17 protein-coding genes are annotated in these 13,367 nt (G+C 41.6%); all 17 read right to left on the bottom strand.

Going from position 1 to position 13,367, the window contains the following annotated elements:
• Positions 1-4: 4 nt before the first annotated feature.
• Complete coding sequence (pstA, locus tag ODU41_RS04215) at positions 5-892, bottom strand: phosphate ABC transporter permease PstA (RefSeq protein ID WP_014635996.1); 888 nt, start codon at positions 890-892, stop codon at positions 5-7.
• A complete protein-coding gene (gene pstC, locus ODU41_RS04210; RefSeq protein WP_002937619.1) occupies positions 882-1,799 on the bottom strand; it encodes a phosphate ABC transporter permease subunit PstC in 918 nt (305 codons plus the stop codon). Before pstC ends, pstA begins: the two co-directional genes overlap by 11 nt.
• A gap of 2 nt (positions 1,800-1,801) precedes the next feature.
• Positions 1,802-2,671, bottom strand: coding sequence for a phosphate ABC transporter substrate-binding protein PstS family protein (locus ODU41_RS04205; protein WP_074391086.1), 870 nt, complete (start codon positions 2,669-2,671; stop codon positions 1,802-1,804).
• A 137-nt stretch (positions 2,672-2,808) separates the two neighbouring features.
• Positions 2,809-4,110: an RsmF rRNA methyltransferase first C-terminal domain-containing protein gene (locus ODU41_RS04200; protein WP_074391087.1), complete on the bottom strand. Its 1,302-nt coding sequence runs from the start codon at positions 4,108-4,110 to the stop codon at positions 2,809-2,811.
• Positions 4,110-4,868: an inositol monophosphatase family protein gene (locus ODU41_RS04195; protein ID WP_398578689.1), complete on the bottom strand. Its 759-nt coding sequence runs from the start codon at positions 4,866-4,868 to the stop codon at positions 4,110-4,112. The genes ODU41_RS04200 and ODU41_RS04195 overlap by 1 nt, the downstream gene beginning before the upstream one ends.
• Complete coding sequence (locus ODU41_RS04190) at positions 4,858-5,136, bottom strand: UPF0223 family protein (protein WP_024379624.1); 279 nt, start codon at positions 5,134-5,136, stop codon at positions 4,858-4,860. Before ODU41_RS04190 ends, ODU41_RS04195 begins: the two co-directional genes overlap by 11 nt.
• Positions 5,137-5,141: 5 nt before the next feature.
• Positions 5,142-5,543 carry a Spx/MgsR family RNA polymerase-binding regulatory protein gene (locus ODU41_RS04185; protein WP_024381367.1) on the bottom strand — a complete coding sequence of 134 codons (402 nt, stop codon included), beginning with the start codon at positions 5,541-5,543 and terminating at the stop codon, positions 5,142-5,144.
• Between the two features lie 73 nt (positions 5,544-5,616).
• Complete coding sequence (locus tag ODU41_RS04180) at positions 5,617-6,354, bottom strand: potassium channel family protein (protein WP_141587788.1); 738 nt, start codon at positions 6,352-6,354, stop codon at positions 5,617-5,619.
• A complete protein-coding gene (locus tag ODU41_RS04175) occupies positions 6,347-7,270 on the bottom strand; it encodes a bifunctional riboflavin kinase/FAD synthetase (protein ID WP_074391089.1) in 924 nt (307 codons plus the stop codon). Before ODU41_RS04175 ends, ODU41_RS04180 begins: the two co-directional genes overlap by 8 nt.
• A 34-nt stretch (positions 7,271-7,304) precedes the next feature.
• Positions 7,305-8,180 (bottom strand): tRNA pseudouridine(55) synthase TruB, encoded by an 876-nt coding sequence (truB, locus tag ODU41_RS04170; RefSeq protein WP_171841450.1) that lies wholly within the window; start codon positions 8,178-8,180, stop codon positions 7,305-7,307.
• A 56-nt stretch (positions 8,181-8,236) separates the two neighbouring features.
• Positions 8,237-8,881 carry a hypothetical protein gene (locus tag ODU41_RS04165; protein WP_074391091.1) on the bottom strand — a complete coding sequence of 215 codons (645 nt, stop codon included), beginning with the start codon at positions 8,879-8,881 and terminating at the stop codon, positions 8,237-8,239.
• A 40-nt stretch (positions 8,882-8,921) separates the two neighbouring features.
• Positions 8,922-10,247, bottom strand: a complete 1,326-nt coding sequence (locus ODU41_RS04160) for a DUF438 domain-containing protein (protein WP_074391092.1) — start codon at positions 10,245-10,247, stop codon at positions 8,922-8,924.
• The gene (locus tag ODU41_RS04155) at positions 10,244-10,477 is read right to left on the bottom strand and encodes a DUF1858 domain-containing protein (protein WP_024401469.1); all 234 of its coding nucleotides are present in this window, start codon (positions 10,475-10,477) and stop codon (positions 10,244-10,246) included. Before ODU41_RS04155 ends, ODU41_RS04160 begins: the two co-directional genes overlap by 4 nt.
• Before the next feature lie 12 nt (positions 10,478-10,489).
• On the bottom strand, positions 10,490-10,984 hold the full coding sequence (locus ODU41_RS04150) for an N-acetyltransferase (protein ID WP_074391093.1): 495 nt from the start codon (positions 10,982-10,984) through the stop codon (positions 10,490-10,492).
• A 1-nt stretch (position 10,985) separates the two neighbouring features.
• Positions 10,986-12,239 (bottom strand): DUF2130 domain-containing protein, encoded by a 1,254-nt coding sequence (locus ODU41_RS04145; protein WP_074391094.1) that lies wholly within the window; start codon positions 12,237-12,239, stop codon positions 10,986-10,988.
• Between the two features lie 6 nt (positions 12,240-12,245).
• Positions 12,246-12,503 (bottom strand): hypothetical protein, encoded by a 258-nt coding sequence (locus ODU41_RS04140; protein ID WP_002940881.1) that lies wholly within the window; start codon positions 12,501-12,503, stop codon positions 12,246-12,248.
• Positions 12,504-12,520: 17 nt separating this feature from the next.
• The gene (locus ODU41_RS04135) at positions 12,521-12,991 is read right to left on the bottom strand and encodes an ATPase (protein WP_014637840.1); all 471 of its coding nucleotides are present in this window, start codon (positions 12,989-12,991) and stop codon (positions 12,521-12,523) included.
• Positions 12,992-13,367: the final 376 nt, after the last annotated feature.

The raw sequence follows: 13,367 nt of genomic DNA, 5'->3' as shown, positions 1-13,367 counted from the left end.
ACTTCTAGGCTGCTGAAGTCATTTTCGCATGAAGTTTCTTACCGATATATCGTGCAGAAAGGTTGAAAATCAAGATAAATACCAAGAGGATTGCTGCTGAACCAGCAGAAACTTGGGTTGCATCTGGAATTGTACCTTCGCTGTTTACCTTCCAGATATGAACCGCAAGGGTTTCTGATTGACGGAAGATAGAAATCGGACTAGTAACACTCAATGGATTCCAGTTTGACCAGTCAAGAGCTGGAGCTGACTGACCAGCCGTGTAGATAAGAGCTGCTGCCTCACCGAAGATACGACCAGATGCCAAGACGATACCTGTTACAATACCTGGAAGAGCTTCAGGAATAACCACATGAAGAACTGTTTCCCAACGTGATAATCCAAGGGCCAAACCGGCTTCACGTTGTGTGTGGTGAACGTGACGAAGGCTGTCCTCTACGTTACGTGTCATCTGTGGTAAGTTGAAGACTGTAAGAGCCAAGGCACCTGATAAGATAGAAAAACCGTACTCAAACTGAACAACGAAAATCAAGTAACCAAACAAACCAACGACAACGGACGGTAGGGATGACAAAATCTCAATACAGGTACGGATAAAGTTAGTCAATGGACCTTTTTTAGCATATTCAGCCAAATAAATACCTGCACCGGTTGACAAGGGAACAGAAATTAAGAGCGTTACAACCAATAGGAAGAATGAGTTGTAGAGCTGAATTCCAATACCACCGCCAGCTTTGTAAGATGAAGATTTACTTGTCAAAAAATCCCAGCTTACATGTGGCAGACCACGTAGCAAGATGTAAAGAATCAGTGACGTCAAGATAACGACAATCACACCAGCGATTGAGTAAAGAATACCAGTCGCCAATTTATCAAATTTTTTAGCGTGCATAGTTTTTCTTACCCTCTCTCGTAATAAATTTCATAATCATGTTAAAGATAAGGCTCATCAAGAGCAAGACTAGGGCCAAGGACCATAGGACGTTGTTCTGAACAGTTCCCATAACCGTATTACCGATACCCATTGTCAAAACAGAAGTCAAAGTCGCTGCTGGCGTTGTCAAGGAAGTCGGGATAACCGCTGAGTTACCAACTACCATCTGAATCGCCAAGGCTTCACCAAAGGCACGCGCCATACCAAAGATAACAGCCGTAAAAATACCTGGCTTAGCCGCGTTCAAAATAACACGCCAAATCGTCTGCCAGCGGGTAGCTCCCATAGCCAAACTTGCTTCGCGGTAGTGACGAGGTACTGCACGCAAACTGTCAACCGTCATAAAGGTTACTGTTGGCAAAATCATAACGAAAAGTACAAATACACCCGACAAGATACCGAAACCTGTTCCACCGAAGATTGAACGTACAAATGGCACAACTACTTGCAAACCAATGAAACCATATACAACCGATGGAATACCAACCAAAAGTTCGATAACAGGTTGTAAGATTTTTGCACCACGTTTTGGTGATATTTCTGTCATGAAGACCGCTGCACCGATTGCGATAGGGGTCGCAACAACAGCTGACAGAATCGTAACAATGAAAGAACCTGAAATCATTGGCAGGGCACCAAATATTTTCGAGCTTGGTTCCCACTTGCTTCCAAATAAGAAATCAGTGATGCTCACACCGTCAACAAAGAAAGTCGATAATCCACGCTGCGCAACGAAAATCAAAATCATTGCAACAATAAAGACAATCAATGATAGACAAAGGAATGTAATTACCTTACCAAACTTCTCTAATCGAGAATTTTTAGATGGAGACGATAACTCTTTTGCTAGTTGTTCGTTTTTCATGCTTACTCCTTCTCAGTCACCGTGCCATCAGCACTTTTCACAACTTTCATATCGTTGATAGAAATGTATCCCATACTTTCAACGATACCATTTTGAACTTCATCTGACATCATGTAATCTAAAAATTCTTCTGTCAAATCAGTCGCTTTTCCCATCGTATACATATGCTCATAGGACCAAATTGGCCAATCATTTGTTGCTACATTTTCAGCAGTTGGTTCAAAACCGTTTAGCTTAATTGTTTTAACGGAATCATCTATATAAGCAAATGATAGGTAGGAAATTGCACCTGGTGTCTGAGCAACAATAGATTTTACCATACCGTTAGAATCTTGTTCTTGACTCTGAGCTGCGGTTTGTCCATCCATGATAACACTATCAAAGGTCGCACGTGAACCTGAACTAGCTGCACGGTTAATGATTGAAATTTCCAAATCCTTACCACCCAGTTCTTTCCAGTTGGTAACCTCACCAGTAAAAATTTTACGCAGATCTTCTGTAGTAATATCTTTAACCGATACTTGCTCATTTACAATAACGGCCAAACCAGCTACTGCTACTTGATGGTCAACAAGTTTACTTGCATCAATACCATCTTTTTCCTCAGCAAATACGTCAGAGTTACCAATCTGAACAGCTCCAGACTGAACTTGTGACAAGCCAGTACCTGATCCTCCACCCTGAACGTTGATGGATTTACCGATATTGACACTACCAAATTCATCTGCTGCTGCCTCAACAAGTGGTTGAAGCGCTGTCGAACCTACGGCTGTAATAGACTCTCCTCGATCGATCCAAGAAGAACAACCAGAAAGAGCCATACTACTCAAAAGAAACAAAGCTGCAATTCCAAGCTTCTGCTTTTTTTTCATTTCGTTTTTTCCTTTACATTTTTCAGTGGAATCTCCTAAAATTAACTCTGTATTTTACATAGAATTTACAAGATATTTCCACTCATCCACTATATCATATAAAAAGACAAGTTGCAAAAAAAATCTGCTGATTTATTTTAAAATCTCAGCCCTTTTGGAAAGCCATTTTTAAGCATTCCAGATACAATTTTTGCGAAACCAAGACCGTTCCCCTGAACTGCTACCTGATACCAGCCATTAGCTAAATCCTTGGACACAGCTATTGTATGTCCAGCAGTATAGGACGAGAATTCTTCTAAGCTGATTTCCACTCGATTTTTAACCTCCGAACTATGGAGTGCTAGACCTAAAGCAAAACTTGGTTCAAATCTTTTTTTCTTAAACGTCCCCAAGTGAAGGCCATTTCGAGCAATCTTTACTTTTGATAAATCAGGAAGGCCATGTGGCAGTAGATAGAGATTGTCGCCAAAAACCTGCAGTAAACCATCCAATTGAACCTTTAAATGCTTCTGTTCAAATTCTTTCCAGAGAGCTTGCTGTTCTCTATTCAAATTGGATTTTCCTGGTTTTAATTTTTTCTGACTGGCTTCACCTAGAAATCTAAATTTGGCAACGAACTGACCTTCTCCTGCAAAATGGTGCGGATACATACGAGCAACTTCTGTATAGCCGATTCCTTCTACCATTCCATTGATTTTAGGAATGTCTATCAGTTCCAAATCATATTGTTCTAAGAGCCAAGTCACTACTTCTTCATTTTCCTCTGGTGACCAAGTGCAAGTAGAATAAATCAATTGACCATCTGGAGCCAACATATTCAAGGCCGATTCTAAAATCTCTCTTTGTAAGCTTGCACATTGTGCTGGATAATGTTTGGACCAATATTGAATCGCATCGGGGTCTTTTCGAAACATCCCTTCACCTGAACAGGGAGCATCTAGGACAATCATATCGAAATATCCTGGAAAGACCTTTTCCAAGCGGTCTGCTGATTCATTTGTTACAACAACATTCCTCGCTCCGAAACGCTCAATATTTTCAGCCAAGATTTTTGCTCGTTTGTTGGAAATTTCATTACTAACCAAGAGCCCCGTATTTTCTAAGTATGAAAGCAAGTGAGTAGACTTTCCTCCTGGCGCTGCTGCCAAGTCCAGCACTTTCATCCCTTTTTCCGGAGCTGCAATCTGACCGACAACCTGTGCAGCTGGCTCTTGTGAGTAGACTAAGCCAGTTACATGTTCTGGAGACTTTCCTGAGACCTTACCATAGTATGACCAAGTCATATTAGGGATTGGTTGCTCAAAGTCCAATTGGCTTTCTTTAAGAGGATTTGTGCGAAAGCCTGAGATTGGGTCTTGTTCAAAACTCTCAAAAAATGCTTGGGCTTCACTACCAAGCAAATGATTATATTTATCTATAAAATCCTGTGGTAATTGCATTAGAATATATACCCCCTCACTTCCTCAAGATGGGATTCTGATACTAGCATGACAAACTCTCGCTTATCATAGGCCAGACTCGGACCATCAAAACTTAACATGACTAAGCCTAAAGAGGAACCAATAATACTGGCTGCTGCGTAGTCCCATGGACACAGATAAGAAGCATAGGCAAATAATCTTCCTTCCAGAACGTGGGCGAAACCAATTCCAGCACTTCCTACAGATCTTGTACCTAAACTTTGATTTGCTAATTCTGCCACTCCATGTGCATTGGCTGCATACAACTGTGCATTGATTCCTATCAAACTCTGGCGAAGAGGGCGCAGCTCTGGTTTCTTTAAGCGTTCTTGATTGCAATAAACAGGGAACGAATCTCCTCCATGGAAAAGTTTGTCTCGCATGACATCATAAATGATACCAAACTTTCCTACTCCATTTTCAAAATAGGCAATCATAATGGCAAAATCAGTTTTCTGAGCAATAAAATTTGTGGTGCCATCAATTGGATCAATAACCCAAACATTTCCCTCATGAATAGAAGAAACGTCTCCACCTTCCTCACCTAAAATCCCATCACCTTGATAGCGAGATTGAATCTGTTGAGTCAGCATTTCTTGCACTTGTTTATCAAGGTGCGTTACCAAGTCTGTAAAGTCACCCTTTTCTTCAATCTGAAGATCATCATGTAGATGCTGTCGGAGAAAATTTCCAGCCTCCAGAACAATCGTTTGGGCAAAGTGATACTTAGTTTCCAAAACGAATAACTCCTTTCCCCTTATCTCGAGCAGCCTTAACAACTCGATAGGTTGAATAACCAGAAACTGCTTCAAAGTCACGATCAATTTGACGTTCCTGTCCCTTACTTTTAACAACATCTTTGAAGCTTTTATAACTAGCTAATATAGCTACCGCATCTGCTCCTTTTTCATAAGCTGCCTCCACCTGATTCAAAAAAGAAAGCACGGAGGAAATCTCCTCTGTGCTCCACGAAAAATCAAGTGGATATGAATAATTTTTGTTCATATCTTTTATCCTATTTCTGCTCGTAATGTGGCATTTCTCAATTCTTGTTTACGGTACTTGCGCGGAAGAAATGCACGAATTTCATCTTCGTTAAAACCAATCTGCATCCGCTTCTCGTCCAAAATAATCGGACGTCGTAAGAGACTTGGATAGGTTTCAATTAACCCAATAAGTTGCTTCACAGAAAGCTCATCAACATCAATATCTAGCTTCTGAAAAACTTTTGAACGGGTAGAAATCAAATCATCTGTCCCATTTTCTGTCAATGCTAAAATGTTCTTCAATTCCTCAGCAGTTAGAGGGCTAGTCATAATATTGTGCTCAATAAAAGGGACTTCGTGACTTGTCAGCCAAGCACGAGCTTTACGACAACTGGTACAACTCGGTGACAAAAATAAAGTAATCATGTCTTCCATCCCCTCTAAAAACATTTTTCTTCTTATATTATACTCTAACTTAAAAGAGTTTTCAATAGTAAATCTAATCTCTTCCCTGTAATTTTTCCAAAGATTCTATTTTTTTCTCTAAGCGTAATAATGTTTCGTTTTGTTCATCAATTTTCGCCATCAAGATATCCAACTTCGTTTCTCGCTCTGTTTCAGAGAAAAAACGAGTTATCGTGGAGGTAACCATACCAAAAGTACAAATACCAACCAACATCAGGAGGATGGCTATAATTTTAGAAATCGTATCTTGGGGGACAATATCTCCATACCCTACAGTTGTCATCGTTACAATGGACCACCAAAGTGCATCGAAGAATGATTTCCCTTCAATCACTGATAATAAGACACTTGCAACTAGCACCGCTGAGATATTTAACATCAACACTTTGGATAAACTGTTGGTATGCAAAAGCTTGTTGATTGTATCCCAGAATCGATTAGACAGGGCAAATATTCTCGTTACTTTGACCAATCTAAAGAGTCGTGCAAGTCTTCCCAAACGAAGAAAACTGAAGAATGAATCAAATGGAATAATGGCAATTAATTCCAAGATATGCCCCTGTACATATTCAAGTATGTCATCCGCATAATAAAGCTGAGCAAAATAATCGCAGACAAAGATAAACCACAGGAGCCAATCCAGTACCCGATAGCCACTAGAATTGGCAATACTAGCATCCATTAATTCAAGTACGATAAGAAATACATAGACTACAGCTATGTAGGTCATAGCCTTCTCGTAAAAAGGATGACGAATCAATCGTTTAAGCATATTTCCCCCATTGCAAGGCAAATTCCTCATCAGATTTCATCTGCTCCATCAAACCTTCAATCCCATCAAATTTGACCATATCTCGAATTTTTTCAAGCCAAAAAATAGTTATTTTTTCTCCGTAGATAAAGCGGTCAAACCCAAAAATATGGGCTTCTATCCGCATCTCCGTTCCATCAAAGGTCACATTTTTTCCAACGCTTGTCATAGCTCGATAGCGTTTTCCATCTACTTCGACATCAGCGACGTAGACTCCCTCAGATGGTAAATGGACACGGTCAAAAGGAGCCAGATTTGCAGTCGGATAACCAATAGTGCGCCCTCTGGCATCTCCATGAACAACAATTCCCTCCGTCATAAATGGATAACCTAAAAGTTGATTTGCTAGAGAGACATCCCCTGACTGGATAGCCTGACGAATGCGAGTTGAAGAAACTTTTTCTCCGTCCAGGCTCACTTCACTTACAATTTCTACCTGGCCATCAAATAGCTCTGCCAAATCTTTGACATCTGCTCTGCAATTTCCAAAATGATAGTCGAAACCTGCGACCAAAATCTGGGCATTGAGACCTTTGATATAGCGCTCCAAAAACTGCTGAGGAGTATTGTTAGCAAATTCACTAGTAAAATCAGTCAAAATAAGATTATCAACACCATATTTTTTCAATAAGAGGTAGCGTTGCTCTTGACTAGTCAAATGCAGTAAAAGTTCTGGGCTAAAGCGAGAAAAAGCCAACCGAGGTGACTCTGGAAAGGTCAGAACAGTTACTATCAAACCTTGCTCATCTGCTACTTTTCTTGCTCGATCAAGTAAAGCCTTGTGCCCAAGATGAATCCCATCAAAGTAGCCTAGTACTAAAACCGTCGGCTCCTCTTGATTCAATTCACTATAATCTTTAATTGTTCTAATGTTCATGTTTTCTATTTTATCACAGTTATTGAGAAATTTCTTAGACCAAAACCTTGCTCGGTTTATACAGCTGGTCGCGTTTTTCAAAAATAGCAATCAACTGACCATCATGAAAGCCTGCTAAGCGCTCTGCTTCTGCATCCAATTCTACAAATCGACCAAATGTAGCATCTTGCACCTGCTCTTCTTTCAATTCTACAACAGGTAAATCCCCGATACCACGTTCAATAGGTTGGAGAAATGAAAAATCATTTTCTGCTACCAGTAAAGAAATTTCTTCCAAAGTTAAGGCGTCCGCTAGGTCCATTCCTGCTGACCCAGTTCGTTCCAACTTAGACATGTGGCTGGCGTAGCCTAACTTAGCCCCTAAGTCAACAGAAAGAGTACGGACGTAGGTGCCCTTTCCACAACGAACTCGGAAGGTAAATCGTGCACAGTCATCTGCCAATTCAATAGGACTGGTACGTTCAAAACCATATATGTCAATTTGGCGTTGGGGACGTTCGACTTCTTCACCCGCCCGTGCGTATTCGTATAGCTTGCGGCCATTTACTTTGACGGCGGAATACATAGGCGGAATCTGGGTAATAGTACCGACAAAACTAGCCATAGCCTCATCAACTACCTGCTCTGCTATGTCCAAAACCGGTGTCCGCTCAACAAGGTCGCCCGACGCATCTTCGGTCGTGGTCGAGTAGCCCAGAGTAATCTCCCCCTCGTAGATTTTCCCCTCATCCTGCATGTACTCAATCATACGAGTAGCCTTGCCGACTGCAATTGGCAGAACCCCAGTCACATCTGGATCTAGCGTCCCACCGTGCCCAATCTTCTTCTCCTGCAGAATCTTTCGGAGTTTAAAAACTGCATCATGCGAGGTCATCCCCGCCTCTTTTTTTAAATTAATAATTCCTGAAATCATGTTTTCATTATAACACAAAGGACCGCTCTTGTGGGCGGTCCGGTAACAATCACTCATCGTAAAAAATCAAAATAGTCTGTTTTTTGGTTCTTATCCTCGCTCCTAAGAACACCCCAAAATTGGTTATTTTCATTGGTATACCCTAACATAATTTTAGGATGCCTGGCACCGATAAATTCAAATAACTTTTCTATATTAGGATCTGCAACTCTGGAAGTACCTAAAATTGGTAAGCTCAACAAGGTATGGCGATCATTCAAAACTGTACCGACCATTAAAGTCTGAGAATAAATTGAGGCAAAGCCGCCCCTTAATATATGGAGGTAAAGCCATACAACTTCATCGAGATGGAAAACCTTAATACCATCTTTGAGGCTAACAATGAGATGCTTATAAACGACTATCCCTATTGCAGAATCATAATAATCTGCCTTGTCAACTAATAATTGCAAATTATTCTGTAATTCTGGGTACCTGTCATACATTTTATTGTACATCTTAATTGTTGTTTCCCTACGATACTTGATATAGAAAAATCCAAGACCAGCTACGATTAAAGGCGGTACAGATAAAATAATATTCAGTCCACCTGCTGTTCCTGCAAACAGTAATAACGACACTCCCATTAACAAACTAAAACTGGCTATTCCAAGCGGAATAACTGTTCCTTGATTCTTTTTTTCTTTCAAATTTTTCATAAAAAATCCTCTATTTTCCTCTATCATCCACTGGGGACCTTTAAATTTCCCGATGAAAATCGCTGTCAATCTCAAAAAATGGTTGGATATTTTGGACGTATTCCAAGACGCCCTGAAACTCTCCCTGGTCATCACGCACGGCCTTATAGACCACATAGACAAACTTGCCCATACTCTCGGACTTGAACCACATGGTCACCTGGTCTTTTTGCCCAGTGCGGAGCAATTCAAAAATCTTCTTGACCTTGTCTAAGATTTTGGGTGGATGGCAGAGCTCCACATGACGTCCAATCTGGCTTGGCGTCCGTTTGAAAATCATGTCTTCAACAGGGTGGCTGTCATTATAATATTGGAAAATGTCGTCCTTGTTGACAAAGGTGAGTTCCAACGGTAAATGGTTGAGAATAAGATTGGCCTGTTCAACAGACAAGTACCCATTGCCAAAGGTCTGCGGACTGGTCCTGTCCTGAACAGATTCCGATTTTTCCTTGGGCGTGAAGGTAATGGTGAACTGGCCTTCTGGCGTATCGATAATCTGCTGGTTTGATCCAGCTGGCTGCGGAGCAAGACTACCGGCTGTCTGCTCTGCTATTTCCCCAAAAGCCTCCCGATGAGGCACCCACTTGGCTGTCGGCTTGACAATGGCGTAACCGTAGGCGTCGCTGTCCTCTGCCACTTGAAGCCAATCATCCTGAGTGAATGTCTCCAGCAAAATCATGAGAAGTATGGCTTCCTCCTTGAAAATCATCTCCTCGAACTCCTTGGCGAAGTTTTCAAAGTAAGCACGTGTCGCAACTAGGTCACCTCCTTCAAGTGCCTTGCGAGCCGTCTTGAAGAGGTCTCGAATCTCGTCGTCCACGCCCCACATGACCTTGGGCGGTGCATCGTGACCGTAGCGTTCCATAATGGGAAAGAAGACCTTTTCCTTGCGCGTGTAGTGGTTCTCAAACTGACCGAGGAGGCCAAACTGGCGTGTCAAGCCTTGTTGGAGCTGGTCTTGCAGTTCCGCATCTTCTGTCTGCTCATACTGGTCAAGAATACGGCGGATGCGTAAAAGAGCCGCTCGCAGTGCTAGGTTTTCCTGCTTAAAGACATAGACAGGGTGTCCTTCCTGGTCCATATCCGCCACTTCCACATCTGCAATGGCTCCTTTAAAAAGGTTAGCGTGGATATTGCAAAGGCTCATGACGTCTTCAAAAGTGATGCCCGTGTCGCTGGACATGAGCTCATGCTCCATTAAGGAGATTTCGAGGGCAGAAACTCCTGTGAAATGCTGATTAAACTGGTCCTGAACAGACTCTGGACTGGCACCATTGTGCAAGTCCAAGAGAATATTCTTCAAAATGTCAATCCGTTGGTCTGTCATGCTTCTCCTCCTATTACCTCGTAGCCGTTGCATTCCAAGACCTGTTGAATACGGTCTAATGGAATCTTGGTCATCTTGGAGCCTGTCTTCAGACTGGTCACCTTGCCAACTGTGTTCAGCATGGCTGGATTTGCCAAAGGTTTGAAATCAAGCTCCACCAGAATCTCCTTGACTTCTGGGTGCTGGTTGATAATCTCTGCAACAGGCAGATTTAGGTCGATGGTGTTCATTTTACTTTTCCTCTATAACTTTTTTGTAAAATACAAGGCCAATTCATCATCGTTATAGGCTTTAGCACCTACCGGCAAAGAGCGCCCTCGGTACCAGACACCGCTTCCGTCTGGTATAAAACCATGTTTTACATAGAGCCGTTGAGCCTTTCCATAATTTGCATTCAAACCAACTCCAATACCTACTATATCCGTGAATTCTGAGGCAAGCTGACAGATAGCATCTAATAGTTGCCAACCTATCCCCTGTTTTTGAAAGTCTTCAAAAACATTGAAATCAGCAATTTCAGGTATTCCAGATTGGTAAAACGGCCCCTCCTTCACTTGCTTAATCAAGGTAATGTAGCCCTTGCAAACTCCTGCTTCTTCGGCAACTAGGACGATACGTTCTCCCTTTTCTTGTTCCCTTAGATAGTTGGTTAAAATCTCTTTGCGGGAGGGCCAACCTTGCTTCTGGAAGGCCTCATCAAGTTGAAGTATATGCTCAAATTGTAGCGGAACAATCATCTCAATCCTCCCTCAACGCCTCAAACTTGGCTTTCATGGTTGGGTTATTGCGGGTTAGTTTTTTGACGGAGACATCGTCTAATTTATTATTGGCTAGGCGAAGCTGGTTTTCGCTGGTGGTCAGGGCTGCCTTGACAGCTTCCATCCGCTTGATTGCCTTGTCGATTTCATCAATAGCCTTTTGGAAATTGTTGCTGGCCGATTGATAGTTTTTTGCAAAAGCATTCTTGAAAATTTCCAAATCTTCTTCAAAATGAGTAATATCGATATTCTGCTCCTTAACCAAGGCTAACTCCTGCTTGTATTGCAGACTATTAAGCGCAGCATTTCGTAAAATTCCGATTAATTGGATAAAGAACTGTGGTCGGATAACATACATCTTCTCATATTCATGACTAACATCCACAATCCCTGTATTGTAATAGTCATTGTCCGCCTCTAGCATGCTGACTAATACAGCATATTCGCATTTTTTCTCCCGACGGTCCTTATCCAACTCCTTAAAGAAATCAGCGTTTTTATGCTTGGTCTTGGTCGTATCTGCCTCGTTTTTCATTTCGAACATGATGGAAATAAATTCCAAGCCCGACTCGTCAAAATCACGGAAGATGAAATCTCCTTTTGAACCGGACGCTGATACTTCGTTGTCCTTCGCAAATTTGGCACGTGGAAAAGCATAGGAGCGAACCTTGTTAAACTCCGCCTCAGCAAACTGCTCCAAGCTCTCACCAATTGCCTTAGTAGACTGCTGGGCCTTGAAATTTTTGTAAAATTCCACCTGCTCATCCGCCGCCTTGAGCCGTACTTCGTACTCCTGACGAGTGGTCGCCAGGGCTAACTCTTGCTTTTGTTCCTGCAAAACCAAAGCATTTTGTGCCGCATCCCGCTCTTTTTCCACCTGAGCTACCGCCTGCTGCAACTCCAAGTCCTTGGCAAGACCGATTTGCCCCAACTGAGCCTTAAGCTCTTGGATTTCTTGGTCTTTTTGGGAAATAGCAGAGCTGATTTCCAGTTCCGTCTGACTAGCAAATTTATCAAGTTTTGCGGTCAGTTCCAGAATCTCCTTATCCTTATCACTCAATCTAGCCTGCAAATCATTTTCAGCCTTCTGGCTTAATAATTCTCGTTCCCGCTCCAATCGTTCATGGATTTCCTTGTCAAACTCCGCACCACGCACCTGGGCTAAAAGCTGACTATATTCTGTTTCATTGACCTGAAAGGCCGTCCCACAATGGGGACAAGTAATTTGATGCATATGCTCTCACTTTCTTCTTTTCAAATAAGATATTAATTTATGTAAAACCGTAGCTACTCCCAGCGCCAATAAAAAATAAAAGAAACGAACCGCATTTCTAGCATCTGGAAGTGATAGAGCCCAAAGGACAAAAATCGTTATGGCAGTCGGCCATCTCCATCCCCAGGTCATCTTCCGTTTGATAAACCATTCCATCCAATCTTCATTAGAATCAAACCGTGTTTCATAATATTCTTCTTTCAATTGTTCCCACCACTTTTTCATAGTAGCCTCCTTTCAAATCACAGACCTTCTAATTCAAGCTCCAGAAAAGTCCTCCACTTTTCCTGCAAGGGTTGACGTACAGGCGACTCCTGACCTTCTAAGACTTTTTTGATACATTCATTTTGCACCAACCAGCCTGTCATGTCTTTTTGAGCATTCGCAAATCCATTACCAAAATCTTCTGGAATTCGTTCTTCAAAAGTAATCAAGGTCTGATTTTCTAACTGGGACAGTGTAAATGAAACTGTTGCTGAATCCCACCTGTAGGCAATTTTCTCATTTTTTCGGTATTCCAGTAAATCCATAACTTCACGGAATCCTTCCATTTCAAAAACCAGCGTATTTCCTACAATGTTTAACTGTGGAAACCAGCGGGCAAAACCACTATCTGTCGCCAACAAGTCCCAAGCTTCTGCCAAACTAGTTGGAACAGTATAGGAAATAGTTAGCAGGTATATCTCGGACTCTTTCTGAACACTAATCTTCATACCATAACTCCTCTTCTATTCCCCTATTATACCAAAAAATACTGGTCCATAACCGATATTTCCATTGTCTCTATTCTTTAATCATAATCAAGCATGAGTGCCATTCATTCCAGAGGATCGAAAAACGGTATCTTGAAATCTGAATTATTTTTTATAACATCTTTCATAGACAGTCCTTACCTTTGTTTATCTGGCTCATACTCCATGTTTTGTATCCCTTAGCAATGTTAGACTTTCCTGCCACATAATGAACATTGTCATTTTTGAAACACTTCTATTTTTTATACTTTCATTTCAACTATCCGCTACCTAATTTATTTTATCATATAGAATAGAGTTTAGTATTTCAATCATTCCTTTCTCATTTTATGCTATA

This window comes from Streptococcus sp. 2022WUSS083, assembly GCF_044427155.1.
GTDB lineage: Bacteria > Bacillota > Bacilli > Lactobacillales > Streptococcaceae > Streptococcus > Streptococcus hashimotonensis.
This window is presented reverse-complemented; position numbering and strand designations above follow the sequence as displayed.